Consider the following 13,982-nt stretch of genomic DNA (forward strand, 5'->3'; position numbering starts at 1 on the left):
GGGCCGATCCCGATGACCGAGCACACCTTCGACCTCGTCGTCCTCGGCGGCGGCAGCGGCGGCTATGCCGCGGCCCTGCGCGCCGCCGAGCTCGGCAAGTCGGTCGCCCTCGTGGAGCGCGATCGCCTCGGCGGCACGTGCCTGCACCGCGGCTGCATCCCCACCAAGGCGCTGCTGCACGCGGCCGAGGTGGCCGACACCGTCCGTTCGGCCTCGACCTCCGGCGTCCAGGCGACGCTGGGGGGCTTCGACCCGATCGCGATGATCGCCCACCGCCGATCGATCGTCGACAGGAAGACGAAGGGCCTCGAGGGGCTGATCGCCCGCCGCGGCATCACCGTCGTCGCCGGGTCGGGCTCGCTCACCTCCGACCGCGCGGTGCGCGTGGGCGACGACCTGTACCGCGGCACCGACATCGTGCTCGCGACCGGCTCGTTCAGCCGGACGATCCCCGGCATCGAGCTGGGCGAGCGCATCATCACGAGCGACGCCGCCCTCACGCTCGAGCGCATCCCCGAGCGCGTGATCGTGCTCGGCGGCGGCGTGATCGGCGTCGAGTTCGCGAGCGCGTGGCGCTCGCTGGGCGCGGAGGTCACGATCGTCGAGGGCCTGGACCGGCTCGTGCCGAACGAGGACGCCACGCTCAGCGCCTCGCTGGAGCGCGCCTTCCGGCGCCGAGGCATCGTCTCGAAGCTGGGCGCGCGTGTCGCCTCGGCGGTCGAATCGGCCGACGGCGTGCGGGTCACGCTCGAGGGCGGCGACACGCTCGAGGGCGACACGCTGCTCGTGGCCGTCGGCCGCGGCCCGGCGACCTCGGGCCTGGGGCTCGAGCATGCCGGCGTCGCGCTGGAGCGCGGCTTCGTCGTGGTCGACGAGTCGCTGCGCACGAACGTGCCGGGCGTGTGGGCCGTCGGCGACATCACGCCGGGGCTGCAGCTGGCCCACCGCGGCTTCCAGCAGGGCATCTTCGTGGCCGAGCAGATCGCGCAGCTCGCGCCCGCGCCCATCGACGAGCGCCTGATCCCGCGCGTGACGTACTCGAGCCCCGAGCTCGCCTCGGTGGGGATCACCCAGGCCGCGGCGGAGGAGCTCTACGGCGCCGAGGGCATCAAGAGCGTCGAGTTCGACCTGGCGGGGAATGCGCGCAGCGAGATCCTCGGCACGCGCGGGCTCGTGAAGGTCATCCGGAAGGTCGACGGCCCGGTCGTCGGCGTGCATCTCGTGGGCGATCGCGTGGGCGAGCTCATCACCGAGGGGCAGCTCGCGGTGGCCTGGGACGCGCACCCGGAGGACATCGCCCCGCTCATCCACGCGCACCCGACGCAGAGCGAGGCGCTCGGCGAGGCATTCCTCGCGCTGGCGGGCAAGCCGCTCCACTCACTCTGAACATCCGGGTGTGCACACCGCACGCCCATTCCGCCGGAGGCGGCCGTGCGGGTGCCGCACGTCGCTGACGGATCACTAAGCTAGGCATGTCATCGACATTTACGAAGGAGACTTCGACATGAGCACTTCCGTAGTCCTCCCCGCGCTCGGCGAGAGCGTCACCGAGGGCACCATCACCCGCTGGCTGAAGCAGGTGGGCGATACCGTGCAGGCGGATGAGGCCCTGCTCGAGGTCTCGACCGACAAGGTCGACACGGAGATCCCCTCGCCCGTGACCGGCGTCGTGGAGGAGATCCTGTTCCAGGAGGACGACACCGTCGAGGTGGGCGCCGTCCTGGCGAAGATCGGCGACGGCAGCGGCGCCACGCAGGCGCCCGCCGCTCCGGCGGCCGCGGAGCCCGCCGCCGAGGCCGCCCCCGCCGTTCCCGTGGAGGCCACGACCGTTCCCGCCGCGGACTCCCCCGGCGCGGAGGCCGCACCCGTCTCGGCTCCGGCCGGCAGCGCCACGGACATCGTGCTCCCCGAGCTGGGCGAGTCGGTCACCGAGGGCACCGTCACCCGCTGGCTCAAGAAGGTCGGCGACACCGTCGCCGTCGACGAGGCCCTGCTGGAGATCTCGACCGACAAGGTCGACACCGAGGTCCCCTCGCCCGTGGCCGGCGTGATCACCGAGATCCTCGCCGCCGAGGACGAGACCGTCGAGGTCGGCGCCGTGCTCGCACGCGTCGGCTCGGGCGATGCGGCCCCCGCGGCCGCCCCGGCCCCCGCCGCCGAGGCCCCCGCGGCCGCACCGGCTCCGGCTGAGGCCCCGGCCCCGCAGGCCGCACCCGCTCCCGCGGCACCGGCTCCCGCCGCCCCGGCGCCCCAGGCCGCTCCGGCAGCACCGGCACCCGCCGCTCCCGCGGCCCCCGCCGCGCCGAAGCTCACGCTCCCGAGCGATGACGAGAAGGTCTACGTCACGCCGCTCGTGCGTCGCCTCGCCGCCCAGCAGGGCGTCGACCTCGCCACGGTGAAGGGCACCGGCGTGGGCGGTCGCATCCGCAAGGAGGACGTGCTCAAGGCCGCCGAGGCCGCGACGTCCGCTCCCGCCGCGGCGGCTGCCGCCCCGGCCGCGCCGAAGCTCGAGGTCTCGCCGCTGCGCGGCACCACGCAGCCGATGTCGCGCCTGCGCAAGGTGCTCGCCTCGCGGGCCGTCGAGTCGATGACCTCGACCGCGCAGCTGACGACGGTCGTCGAGGTCGACGTCACGAAGCTGGCCGCGTTCCGCGACCAGGTGAAGGGCGACTTCCAGGCCAAGACCGGCGACAAGCTGTCGTTCCTGCCGTTCTTCGCGCTGGCCGCCGCCGAGGCACTGAAGGCGTACCCGATCGTGAACGCGACCCTGGACGGCGAGAACATCGTCTACCCGGCGAGCGAGAACCTCTCGATCGCCGTCGACACCGAGCGCGGCCTGCTCACGCCGGTCGTCCGCGACGCCGGCGAGAAGAACCTCGCCCAGATCGCGCACGAGATCGCCGACCTCGCCGACCGCACCCGCAACAACAAGCTGAAGCCCGACGAGCTCGCCGGCGGCACGTTCACGCTGACCAACACCGGTTCGCGCGGCGCGCTGTTCGACACGCCGGTCGTGTTCCTGCCGCAGTCGGCGATCCTCGGCACGGGCGTGGTCTTCAAGCGCCCCGGCGTCGTGAAGACCGATGGCGCGGAGGCGATCGCGATCCGCTCGTACGTCTACCTCGCGCTGTCGTACGACCACCGCACGATCGACGGTGCCGACGCCGCCCGCTTCCTGGGTGCCGTGAAGGCGCGCCTCGAGGCCGCGGACTTCGCCGGAGACCTCGGCATCTGATCGAACCGCCCTCGAAGGGGCCGGGTGACGCATCGTCATCCGGCCCCTTCGTCGTCGGGGCTCGTCGACGATACGGGCGCGAGATCGTGCACCGCGCGGATCGCCCAGCGATCGTCCTCGTCGGCCACGCGCTCCAGCACGATCGACTGCGGCACGACGCCCGCCTCGCCGTCGACCGATGCCACCTGGACGACGGCGATGTCGCCGAAGTCGTCCAGCGGCGTCACGGCGCGCTCCGCGGCCGGCAGGAGCGCCGCGTCGCCCGGGGCGAGCTCCAGCGCGTCGGCGTTCGGCGCCCGCACCGACGCGCACTCCGCGTCGCCGGCGGCCGCGCACGCCGCGAGGCCGTCGAGCAGCCGCTCGCCGGAGGCAACCGGGTCCTCGGCCGCCGGGTCGTCATCGCCCGGGGCCTCCTCGGCGGGCGCGCCGGGTTCCTCCTCGGTGCCGCCGGCGGGGGCGCGCGAGGGCTCGGGTCCCGCCGTCGGGGATGCCGTGGCGCCGTCGGCGCCCGGCTCGGCCGAGGCGGGCTCGTCGGTCGGCCACATCAGCCCGATCATGAGGACCGCGCCGGCCGCGATGCCGCCGAGGATCAGCGGCGCCCCGCGGCGGGCCCGCAGCGCCCGGACCCGGTCCCGAACGGCGGCGATCACGCTCGAGACGCCGTCGGCGACGCGCCCGGCCAGCGCCGCGTCGACCATCTCGCGCAGGTCCAGCCGCGACGCCCGCTCGCTCGCCCGCACGGCCGCCCGCGTCTCGGCGCCGGCCGTCCACCCGCCCGCGCCGAGCTCGCGCGGCGGCCGACCGGATCGGCTTGCCCGCAGCTCGCGACGCGTCCGCCGCGGCGCCACGGCCTCCGGCGCGGCCGGCCGCTGCACCGCGCCGGCCTCGTCGCGCAGCAGCCGATCGAGTGGTCTCGGCGCGCACGCGTCGAAGAGCCGATCCTCCAGCGGCTCGAGGGTCGTCGTCGGCGCGCCGTCGAGCAGGACGCCGCCGACCTCGTCGAGGAGCCGCCGCACCACCCGATCGTCCAGCGCGTCGGCGACGGCGGCGACGATCCGCGCGGCGGATGCGCCCGGCTCGTCCCCCGGCGGCGCCCCGGGAAGGGCCGGCACGAACACCGGCCGGGCGTCCGCGAGCAGCCACCACGCCCCGGTCGGCGGCGGAGATCCGTGCAGGCGGGCGACGTCGCGCGCCTCGGCCGCCCCGCGCAGCAGGCTGACGGCCAGCGTCACGACCTCGCCGCCGCCGAGCTCGGCGCGGGCGATCGCCTCGTCGAGCGGGCGCACGCAGCGCGGCAGCACCGCGTCGTGGCCGCCGCGGCGACGCACGACATCGCGCACCGCGTAGACGTGGTGAGAGCCGGCGTGCTGCCAGCCGTCCCATCCCGCGATCGCGTCGACGTCGGCCAGCACGACCGTCTCGTCGCCGGCGACCGCCAGCTCGCCGGCCACGGGAGCCTCGGCGAGCGACAGGCGCCGGATCGGCCGGTACACATCGCCCAGCGGCTCGCCGCGCTCCGCCTCGCCCGTCAGCATTCGATCCCAGGTCATGGCTCCAGCGTGCGCCGCCGTCGGCGGGGAACGAACGACACCGGCGCATCTGTGGACGATCGGCGCCGAGATCCGCCTGTGAGCGGGCTCTCCCGACCCGTGAGCACGGCGGCGACTGGGTAGGCTGGAGGGTATGGCAGCACGCGGTACCGAGGCGGAGAAGCGCCCGGGATTCTTCTCACAGCTCCGACAGCTCTACACGTTCACCCGCGAGGTGTTCGGGTGGCTTCCGTGGGCGCTCCTGGGCGTCCTCGTCATCGGCATCGGGCTGGGCGTGCTGCTGGCGTTCCTCCTGCAGCCGAACGTGTGGGGCTTCATCCTGTGGCCGCTGTTCGGCCTCATGCTCGGCTTCCTCGGCGCCATGATCCTCATGACGCGCCTGTCGACCGTCGTGATGTACCGGCGCATCGACGGCATGCCGGGTGCCGCCGGCCACGTCCTCAGCTCGATGCTCGGCCGCAGCTGGCGCGCCGACGACATGCCCGTGGGCATCAACCCGAAGACCCAGGAGGCCGTGTACCGCGCGGTGGGTCGCGGCGGCATCGTCCTCGTCGGCGAGGGCTCCCGCGGCCGCCTGGTCAAGCTCATGCGCGACGAGAAGATGAAGGCCACCCGCGCCGCGCACGGCGTGCCCGTGCACGAGTTCTACGTGGGACACGGCGACGACGAGGTGCCGATCAAGGACCTCGCCAAGCAGATCAAGGCGCTGCCGAAGGCCATCAACCGCGCAACCATGGGCGCGGTCGTGCAGCGCCTGGAGTCGCTCGGCGGCTCGCTGTCGTCGCTGCCGATCCCGAAGGGCGTCGACCCGCTCAAGGCCCGCGCGCCGCGCCCGCGCTGATCCCGCCTGCGACGACGAAGGCCGCCTCCCTCGGGAGCGCGGCCTTTCTCGTTTCGTGCGGATCAGGCGCGCACGAGCACCGTGCCCGGGATCACATCGTGCAGGCCGCGGCCGTCCTGCCAGATCACCGCCGGGATCACGAGCCCCAGCAGCACCGTGCGCAGGATCGGCGGCCACACGCCGACCCACCCGCCGGTCGTCCGATGCAGGCGCATGCCGAGGATGCGGTGGCCCGGGCTGCCGCCGATCGTCGGGATGAAGACGATGTGGATGGCCATGAACGTGAGGTGGATCGCGAGCGCCTCGGATCCGAAGAACGTCGCCGCGATGAGGTAGGCGGCCGCCCAGTCGATCGCCAGACCGCCGATGCGACGCCCGAGGGAGGCGAGGCTCCCGGATCCGCTCTGCGGAAGCCCCAGGTCCTTGCCGGGGTAGTCGGAATCGGTACGAGCCTGCGTCACCCGAACAGCCTAGGCGACCGCCCCTGCGTAACATCCCGGAAACATACGGGACACCCTCGAGCAACGCCCCGCGGATAGGTTCAAGGAGCCACCGGCGACGCGTGGTCCACCCGAGATCCCCAACCTGGAGCCTCAATGTTCAACGATTCCTCCGAGGTGCTCAAGTTCATCAAGGACGAGGACGTCAAGTTCCTCGACATCCGTTTCACGGACCTCCCCGGTGTGCAGCAGCACTTCAACATCCCGGCTTCGACCGTCGACGAAGACTTCTTCACCGTCGGTCAGCTCTTCGACGGCTCCTCGATCCGCGGCTTCGCGAACATCAACGAGTCGGACATGCAGCTCATCCCTGATGTCACGACCGCCTACCTCGACCCGTTCCGCGAGGTGAAGACCCTGATCATGGTCTTCGACATCTACAACCCCCGCAACGGCGAGATCTACTCCAAGGACCCGCGCCAGGTCGCCAAGAAGGCCGAGAAGTACCTCGCCTCCACCGGCATCGCGGACACCGCGTTCTTCGCCCCCGAGGCGGAGTTCTTCATCTTCGACGACGTGCGCTACGAGGTCTCGCAGGGCAAGAGCTTCTACCAGGTCGACTCGGAGGAAGCCGCGTGGAACTCGGGCCGCGAGGAGGAGGGCGGCAACCTCGGCAACAAGACGCCGTACAAGGGCGGCTACTTCCCCGTCTCGCCGGTCGACAAGCAGGCCGACATCCGCGACGACATCGTGCTCAAGCTGATCGACGCCGGCCTCGAGGTCGAGCGCTCGCACCACGAGGTGGGCACCGCCGGCCAGGCCGAGATCAACTACAAGTTCGACACGATGGTCCACGCCGCGGACGACATCCTCAAGTTCAAGTACATCGTGAAGAACACCGCCGAGCAGTGGGGCAAGACGGCGACGTTCATGCCGAAGCCGCTCTTCGGCGACAACGGCTCGGGCATGCACACCCACCAGTCGCTGTGGGCCGACGGCAAGCCCCTGTTCTACGACGAGAAGGGCTACGCGCAGCTCTCGGACGTCGCGCGCTGGTACATCGGCGGCCTGCTCAAGCACGCCCCCGCCGTGCTCGCGTTCACGAACCCCACGCTGAACTCGTACCACCGCCTGGTCAAGGGCTTCGAGGCGCCGGTCAACCTGGTCTACTCGGCCGGCAACCGCTCGGCGGCGATCCGCATCCCGATCACCGGCTCGAACCCCAAGGCCAAGCGCATCGAGTTCCGCGCGCCCGACTCGTCGGGCAACCCGTACCTCGCGTTCGCGGCGCAGCTGATGGCCGGCATCGACGGCATCAAGAACCGCATCGAGCCGCACGAGCCGGTTGACAAGGACCTCTACGAGCTGCCCGCCGAGGAGGCCAAGAACATCCCGCAGGTGCCGAACTCGCTCCTCGACTCGCTCGAGGCGCTCTCGGCCGACCGCGAGTTCCTCACCGCCGGTGGCGTGTTCACCGACGAGCTGATCGACACGTGGATCGAGTACAAGTACGAGAACGAGATCCTGCCGATGCAGCAGCGTCCGCACCCGTTCGAGTACGAGCTCTACTACGGCGTCTGAGCCCCGCTCGCGCCGAGAAGGCCCGGTCCCGCCGCCCGCGGGGCCGGGCCTTCTCGCTGTGCCCGCTCAGCCGTAGAAGAGCTTCTCGAAGTCGCGGCGGGCGCGGCGGGAGGTGCGCAGCCAGTCCTCCTCCACCTCGGTGGCGGAGTGTGCGGGGTATTCGAGGATGCGGCCGATGCCGTCCAGCTCGCGACGGTCTCGGGGCAGCACATCGCTCGTGCGGCCGGTGAGCAGGGTGTTGGCGGAGCGCAGCCGCGAGGCCAGCTTCCACGCTTCCTCGAGCCGCTGGGCCGGCTCGGCGGGCACGAGCCCGGCCTCGACGGCCGCCGCCAGGGCGTCGAGGGTCGAGGTCGTGCGCAGGCCGGGCACCTCGTGGGCGTGCTGCAGCTGGATCACCTGCACGAGCCACTCGACGTCGCTCAGGCCCCCGGGGCCGAGCTTGAGGTGGCGGCGCGGATCGGCGCCCTGCGGCAGCCGTTCGTTCTCGACCCGCGCCTTGATGCGGCGGATCTCGCGCAGCTCCTGCGGGTCGATGCTCGCCGGGTAGCGCACCTCGTCGGCCATCTCCAAGAACGCCGCGATGAGCTTCGCCGAGCCCGCCACGCCCTGGGCGCGCAGGAGCGCCTGGGCCTCCCACGACAGCGACCAGCGGCGGTAGTACTCGCGATAGGCCTCGAGCGAGCGCACGATCGGCCCGTTGCGCCCCTCGGGGCGCAGGCCGGCGTCGAGCTCGAGCGGCAGGCGGTGATCCTCCGACTGCGCCCGCAGCTCGGCGACCATCCGCTCGGCCAGCTTCTGCGCGCGCTCCGGGTCGACGCCCTCCGGCCGGTACACGTAGAGCACGTCGGCGTCCGAGCCGAAGCCGATCTCGGCCCCGCCGAAGCGACCCATCGCGATGACGGCGAAGTCCAGGTCGTCGGCGTCGTCGGGCACGACCTCGCGTCGCACGGCGCGCACGGTCGCCTGGATCGTCACCTCCGTGATCATGGTGAGGGCGTCGCTGAGCTCGCGGATCGTGACGACCCCGAGGATCGAGGCCATCGCCGCACGCAGCAGCTCGCGGCGTCGCAGCGCGCGCACCGAGCGCATCGCCTCGGCGATCGTGGCGTGCCGCGACTGGATCGCCCGGGCCTCCTCCTCCAGCGACGCGCGCGGGCGCGGGCGCAGCTGGGCGTCGTCGTCCAGCCAGGCGACCGACTCCGGGATCCACTCCATCAGCTCGCCGACGTAGCGCGAGCCCGACAGCAGCTTGGCGAGCGCATCGGCGGCACCGGCCGAGTCGCGCAGCACGCGGAGGAACCACGGCGTCTGCCCGAGCGTCTCGCTCACGCGCCGGAACGCGATGAGGCCGTAGTCGGGATCGACGCCGTCGGCGAAGCGCCGCAGCATGACCGGCATGAGGTGGCGGGTGATCGTGGCCTTGCGGCTGATCCCGCTCGTGAGCGCCTCGATGTGCCGCAGCGCGCCGGCCGGGTCACCGAAGCCGATCGCCGCGAGCCGGTCGCGCGCCTGATCGGGGGTGAGCTGGCCCTCGTCGCTCGGCAGCGCGGCCACCGCCGACAGCAGCGGGCGGTAGAAGATGCGCAGGTGGATGTCGCGCACCTCGCGCTTGACCCGCTCCCACAGCGCGACGAGCTCGCCGCCGGTGGGCGCCAGGCCGGTCGCGCGCGCGAGGACGCGCTGCCCGTCGTCGTCGCGCGGCATGAGGTGCGTGCGGCTGAGGCCCTGCAGCTGCAGCCGGTGCTCCATGAGGCGCAGCCGCCGGTAGTGCCCGTCGAACGCCGCCGCGTCGGCGCGGCCGATGTACCCCCCGTCCGCGAGCGCCTCCAGCGCCTCGATCGTGCCCCGCTGGTGCACGGCGTCGTCGGTGCGCCCGTGCACGAGCTGCAGCAGCTGCACCGCGAACTCGATGTCGCGCAGGCCCCCGGGGCCGAGCTTGAGCTGGTACGGCACGTCGTCGGGCGGGATGTGCGCCGTCACGCGCTCGCGCATGCGCTGCACGCCGTCGACGAAGTTCTCGCGCGCGGCGCTCTGCCACACCTTCGGCCGCAGCGCCGCGATGTACCGCTCCCCCAGCTCGAGGTCGCCCGCGAGCGGCCGCGCCTTGAGCAGGGCCTGGAACTCCCAGCTCTGCGCCCACCGGTCGTAATAGGCCACGTGCGATTCGAGCGTGCGGACGAGCGCGCCCTGCTTGCCCTCGGGGCGCAGGTTCGCGTCGACCTCCCACAGCGGCGGCTCCGCCTCGAAGCCCGAGATCCCGCGCATGGTCTGCACGGCCAGGCGCGTCGCGACGTCGATCGCCCGGCTCTCGGGCAGCTCCGAGTCCTCGCGCGGGTCGGCGACGAAGATCACGTCGACGTCGCTGACGTAGTTCAGCTCGCGAGCACCCGCCTTGCCCATGCCGATGATCGCGAACCGCGTCTGCGCCACCTCGTCGCGCGGGAACAGCCCGGCCCCGCCGATCCCGCCGGCCACGCGCGTGCGCGCGACGGCCAGCGACGCCTCCAGCGCCGCACCGGCCAGGTCGGCCAGCGCCGCCGACACGGCGGGCACGACCTCGAGGGGCTCGGGGGCGGCGAGGTCGAACGCGGCGATGCGCGCCAGCTGGACGCGGTAGGCGATCCGCAGATCGGCCCACGCCGTGTCGTCGCCCCGCTCGGCGAAGCCGTCGCGATCCACCCCGACCGAGGCGAGCAGCGCCGAGCGCATCTCGTCGGTCGCGGGCAGCGCGGCGTCGCGGTCGAGCTCGGCCAGGGCGGCGGGGCGGCGCAGGAAGAACTCGCCGAAGCCGCGCGAGGCGCCGAGCAGCCGCCACGCGGCGGCGCGACCGCGCGGCGAGCGCAGCACGGCGGCGATGGGATCGGCGCTGCGGCGCGCGATGAGCACGAGGCTCATGAGCCCCTCGTCGGGGTCGGGCGCTCCCCCGGCGCCGTCCAGCAGCGCGTCGCGGTCCAGGCCCGTGAGCGCGGCGAGCTCGCCGATCCGCTCCTCCGCGTCGTCGACGCGGGCGAAGCCGAGCCGCACGAGCGCGGTGCGCGACGCGGCGCGGCCGGCCGTGCTGCGCGACTCGGGGCTCATGCGCGCCAGCGCCGTCCGATCAGATGATGTCGAGCTGCGTGCGCAGCTCGAACGGCGTGATCTGCGAGCGGTACTGCTCGAACTCGCGGCGCTTGTTCAGCAGCACGTAGCTGAACACCTGCTCGCCGAGCGTCTCGGCGACGAGCTCGCTGTCCTCCATGGCGGCCACGGCCTCGTCGAGCGTCTGCGGCAGCGCCTGGTAGCCCAGCGCGCGGCGCTCGGCGTCGCTGAGGGCCCAGACGTTCTCCTCGGCCTCCGCCGGAAGCTCGTACTCCTCCTCGATGCCCTTCAGGCCCGCGGCGAGCATGAGTGCGTACGCGAGGTACGGGTTCGCGGCCGAGTCGATGCCGCGGTGCTCGATGCGCGCCGATCCGCTCTTGCCCGGCTTGTAGCGGGGCACGCGGACGAGCGCGGAGCGGTTGTTGTGGCCCCACGTGATGTAGCTCGGCGCCTCGTCGCCGCCCCAGAGGCGCTTGTACGAGTTCACGAACTGGTTGGTCACGGCGGAGATCTCGCGCGCGTGCGTGAGCAGGCCGGCGATGAACTGGCGCCCGACGCGCGAGAGCTGGTACTCGGCGCCCTCCTCGTAGAACGCGTTCACATCGCCCTCGAACAGCGACATGTGGGTGTGCATGCCCGAGCCCGGGTGCTCGGCGAAGGGCTTCGGCATGAACGTGGCGTGCACGCCCTGCTCGATCGCGACCTCCTTGACCACCGTGCGGAAGGTCATGATGTTGTCGGCCATCGCGAGCGCGTCGGCGTAGCGCAGGTCGATCTCGTTCTGGCCGGGGCCGCCCTCGTGGTGGCTGTACTCCACCGAGATGCCGAGGTCCTCGAGCATGCGCACCGAGCTGCGGCGGAAGTCGTGCGCCGTGCCGCCCGGCACGTTGTCGAAGTATCCGGCGCGGTCGACCGGCTCGGGCCCCTCGGTGCCGAAGGTGCGCGACTTGAGCAGGTAGAACTCGATCTCCGGGTGCGTGTAGTAGCTGAAGCCCGCCTCGGCCGCCTTGGCGAGGGTGCGCTTGAGCACGTTGCGGGGGTCGGCGACGGCGGGCTGCCCGTCGGGCGTCGTGATGTCGCAGAACATCGCCGCCGTCGGATCGATCTGACCGCGCCACGGCAGGATCTGGAACGTGGACGGATCGGGGTGCGCCAGCAGATCCGACTCGTGCGAGCGCGTCAGTCCCTCGATGACGGAGCCGTCGAAGCCGATGCCCTCGGTGAAGGCCCCCTCGACCTCGGCGGGCGCGATCGCGAGCGACTTGAGAGTGCCGATCACGTCGGTGAACCACAGTCGCACGAACTTGACGCCGCGCTCCTCGATCGTGCGCAGGACGAAGTCCATCTGCTTGTCCATCGAATCCTCTCCGAAGGGGGTGTCGCCGGGGTTCCCAGCCTAGTGGCCGCGCGCCCCCTTCACGGTGCGCCGAGGCTCGATGTCACGCGGCGTCGGGGCCCTCGCCCCACGCATCCTCCTCGGCCTCCTCGTCGGCCCACGCCTTCGCCCGCTCCGCGAGGATCTCATAGGCGCGCGCCGCGTCGTCGGCGGTGTCGAAGGGCCCGATGCGGTCGGCCGCCGGGGACACGAGCCCCTGCTCGACCTGACCGGTCTCGCTGTTGTACCAGAACTGCTTCGTGGGGTCCTGCTCGCTCATCTCGACTCCCTTGCTCGAACAGGGCCAGCCTACGACGCCTCGGCCGCCTGCGAGCGGGGACGTCGACGCGCGATGAACACGCCGACGAGCGCCAGCGGCGAGCCGATCAGCAGGATCCAGACGATCGCCTGCCCCGACACCACCCCGGCGGTGAGCCCCTCGCGCAGCTCGACGTCCGCGACGATCGCGCCCGCCTCGTCCACGCCGATCTGATCGATCGTCGTGCCGTCGGGAGCGATCACCTGGCTGGTGCCCACCGTCGAGAGGTTGACCACGCTGCGGCCGGTCTCGATCGCGCGCATCCGGGCGAACGCCAGCTGCTGCAGATTCTCGTCGGTGCCGCGGAAGTCGGCGTTGTTGGTCTGGAACATGTACGCCTGCGCCCCGTCGAAGACCCCCTCGCGGATCAGGCCGTCGGCGACGACGTCGAAGCAGATGGCGAGTCCGATCGGCACGCCGCCCACGTCGATCACGGGCGAGTCGGTGCCCGGGGTGTACTCGCGCCCGATCATCTGGATCAGCGAGGGCACGATCGCCTCGAAGAACGCGCGATCGGGCACGTACTCCCCGAAGGCCACGGGGTGGCGCTTGGAATGCGTCTGCGCGGGACCGTCCTGCGTCCACAGCATCGACATGTTGAAGATGTCATCGCCCACGGCGCTGGCGGCGTTCATGAGCAGCGGGGCGTCGTAGTCCCGCACGACGTCATCGAGCACGCGCGCGACGCGCTCGTCCGCGCGCGGATCGCCGTCGACCCCACCCTCGGGCCAGAGCACTACGTCGACGTCCTGCCCCTCGAGCTCGCGCGTGGCGGCCAGCTGGGCGCGCAGGACGTCGAGGTACTCGCGGTCGTCCATGTAGGCGGCCGGGCCGTTGCCCTGCACCGCACCGACGCGGATCGTGCCGACGGGCGTGGTCGGGAACTGCGGCACGAGCACGAGCGCGGCGATCAGCCCGAGCGCCGGCAGCACCGCGAGCGCCCGGGCGCGCCGCGGCCCCGCCCCGCGCGTGCGAGCCGCGAACCGTCCGAGCTCGACCAGCATCGCCGCCCAGAGCACGCAGAGGAAGCTCAGCCCGCTGACCCCCACCCACGACGCGGCCTCCGCCAGCGGCGCCTCGGACATCGCCATGCCGATGCGCCCCCACGCGAAACCGCCGTAGGGCCAGCTGCCCATCGCGATCTCGCGCGCGGTCCATAGCCCCGACACGAGCACGGGGACGGCGATCAGCCGCGCCCCGCCCCGCACGCGATCGGTCCAGTGGTAGGCCAGGGCGATCGGGATCGCGCCGAGCCCCATGAAGAGCGACTCGAGTCCCGCCAACGCCACCCACGGCACCCAGGCCAGCTCGTTGTCGCCGAGGAAGCTCGCGGCCCAGTCGATGTGGGGGAAGTAGAACGCCGCCCCGAACACGAGGCCGACGAGGAACGCCGCCCCGGCGCGCCGCCCGATCAGCGTGACGAGCGACATCCCCACCGCCACGAACGCGAGGGGCCAGGTCCCGGCGCTGGGGAAGCTCAGGTCGAGGGCGAGGCCGCCGAGCGCGGCGACGATGAGCGCCGCCCACAGCGGCAGCGGCGGGCGGCGATCGGGCATGGGAGGA

The 13,982-nt window shown here is 72.5% G+C and carries 10 protein-coding genes; 4 read left to right on the forward strand and 6 right to left on the reverse strand.

Going from position 1 to position 13,982, the window contains the following annotated elements; all coding sequences use genetic code 11:
- The first annotated feature begins 12 nt into the window (after nt 1-12).
- Nucleotides 13-1,386: a dihydrolipoyl dehydrogenase gene (gene lpdA / locus E3O41_RS08480; RefSeq protein WP_067027137.1), complete on the forward strand. Its 1,374-nt coding sequence runs from the start codon at nt 13-15 to the stop codon at nt 1,384-1,386.
- Nucleotides 1,387-1,504: 118 nt separating this feature from the next.
- Nucleotides 1,505-3,235, forward strand: coding sequence for a 2-oxoglutarate dehydrogenase, E2 component, dihydrolipoamide succinyltransferase (gene sucB / locus E3O41_RS08485; protein WP_067027139.1), 1,731 nt, complete (start codon nt 1,505-1,507; stop codon nt 3,233-3,235).
- Nucleotides 3,236-3,270: 35 nt separating this feature from the next.
- Here the strand turns inward: sucB and E3O41_RS08490 are convergent, their stop codons facing one another.
- Complete coding sequence (locus E3O41_RS08490; protein WP_067027141.1) at nt 3,271-4,785, reverse strand: hypothetical protein; 1,515 nt, start codon at nt 4,783-4,785, stop codon at nt 3,271-3,273.
- Nucleotides 4,786-4,918: 133 nt separating this feature from the next.
- Here E3O41_RS08490 and E3O41_RS08495 point away from each other — a divergent pair, with 133 nt between their 5' ends.
- A complete protein-coding gene (locus E3O41_RS08495) occupies nt 4,919-5,626 on the forward strand; it encodes a DUF4191 domain-containing protein (RefSeq protein ID WP_067027143.1) in 708 nt (235 codons plus the stop codon).
- Between the two features lie 62 nt (nt 5,627-5,688).
- Here E3O41_RS08495 and E3O41_RS08500 read toward each other — a convergent pair whose 3' ends face one another.
- Nucleotides 5,689-6,087 carry an RDD family protein gene (locus E3O41_RS08500; RefSeq protein ID WP_135012254.1) on the reverse strand — a complete coding sequence of 133 codons (399 nt, stop codon included), beginning with the start codon at nt 6,085-6,087 and terminating at the stop codon, nt 5,689-5,691.
- Nucleotides 6,088-6,222: 135 nt separating this feature from the next.
- Between E3O41_RS08500 and glnA the strand changes: the two genes are divergently transcribed.
- Nucleotides 6,223-7,647, forward strand: a complete 1,425-nt coding sequence (gene glnA, locus E3O41_RS08505) for a type I glutamate--ammonia ligase (RefSeq protein WP_067027147.1) — start codon at nt 6,223-6,225, stop codon at nt 7,645-7,647.
- Between the two features lie 66 nt (nt 7,648-7,713).
- Here glnA and E3O41_RS08510 read toward each other — a convergent pair whose 3' ends face one another.
- From E3O41_RS08510 to lnt, 4 genes are all read right to left on the reverse strand, one after another.
- Complete coding sequence (locus E3O41_RS08510) at nt 7,714-10,725, reverse strand: bifunctional [glutamine synthetase] adenylyltransferase/[glutamine synthetase]-adenylyl-L-tyrosine phosphorylase (protein WP_067027149.1); 3,012 nt, start codon at nt 10,723-10,725, stop codon at nt 7,714-7,716.
- Between the two features lie 19 nt (nt 10,726-10,744).
- The gene (locus E3O41_RS08515) at nt 10,745-12,082 is read right to left on the reverse strand and encodes a glutamine synthetase family protein (protein ID WP_067027151.1); all 1,338 of its coding nucleotides are present in this window, start codon (nt 12,080-12,082) and stop codon (nt 10,745-10,747) included.
- Nucleotides 12,083-12,164: 82 nt separating this feature from the next.
- Nucleotides 12,165-12,380, reverse strand: a complete 216-nt coding sequence (locus E3O41_RS08520; protein WP_067027153.1) for a hypothetical protein — start codon at nt 12,378-12,380, stop codon at nt 12,165-12,167.
- A 29-nt stretch (nt 12,381-12,409) separates the two neighbouring features.
- On the reverse strand, nt 12,410-13,975 hold the full coding sequence (gene lnt / locus E3O41_RS08525; protein WP_067027155.1) for an apolipoprotein N-acyltransferase: 1,566 nt from the start codon (nt 13,973-13,975) through the stop codon (nt 12,410-12,412).
- Between the last annotated feature and the right edge of the window lie 7 nt (nt 13,976-13,982).

Source organism: Microbacterium sediminis, assembly GCF_004564075.1.
In the GTDB taxonomy this organism is placed as follows: Bacteria; Actinomycetota; Actinomycetes; order Actinomycetales; family Microbacteriaceae; genus Microbacterium; species Microbacterium sediminis.

What these genes read in the sequence shown, in the direction of transcription:
- E3O41_RS08510 (WP_067027149.1), bottom strand. Translation starts at nt 10,725, where the DNA reads ATGAGCCCCGAGTCGCGCAGCACGGCCGGCCGCGCCGCGTCGCGCACC.
- sucB (WP_067027139.1), top strand. Translation starts at nt 1,505, where the DNA reads ATGAGCACTTCCGTAGTCCTCCCCGCGCTCGGCGAGAGCGTCACCGAG.
- glnA (WP_067027147.1), top strand. Translation starts at nt 6,223, where the DNA reads ATGTTCAACGATTCCTCCGAGGTGCTCAAGTTCATCAAGGACGAGGAC.
- E3O41_RS08495 (WP_067027143.1), top strand. Translation starts at nt 4,919, where the DNA reads ATGGCAGCACGCGGTACCGAGGCGGAGAAGCGCCCGGGATTCTTCTCA.
- lnt (WP_067027155.1), bottom strand. Translation starts at nt 13,975, where the DNA reads ATGCCCGATCGCCGCCCGCCGCTGCCGCTGTGGGCGGCGCTCATCGTC.
- E3O41_RS08515 (WP_067027151.1), bottom strand. Translation starts at nt 12,082, where the DNA reads ATGGACAAGCAGATGGACTTCGTCCTGCGCACGATCGAGGAGCGCGGC.
- lpdA (WP_067027137.1), top strand. Translation starts at nt 13, where the DNA reads ATGACCGAGCACACCTTCGACCTCGTCGTCCTCGGCGGCGGCAGCGGC.
- E3O41_RS08490 (WP_067027141.1), bottom strand. Translation starts at nt 4,785, where the DNA reads ATGACCTGGGATCGAATGCTGACGGGCGAGGCGGAGCGCGGCGAGCCG.
- E3O41_RS08520 (WP_067027153.1), bottom strand. Translation starts at nt 12,380, where the DNA reads ATGAGCGAGCAGGACCCCACGAAGCAGTTCTGGTACAACAGCGAGACC.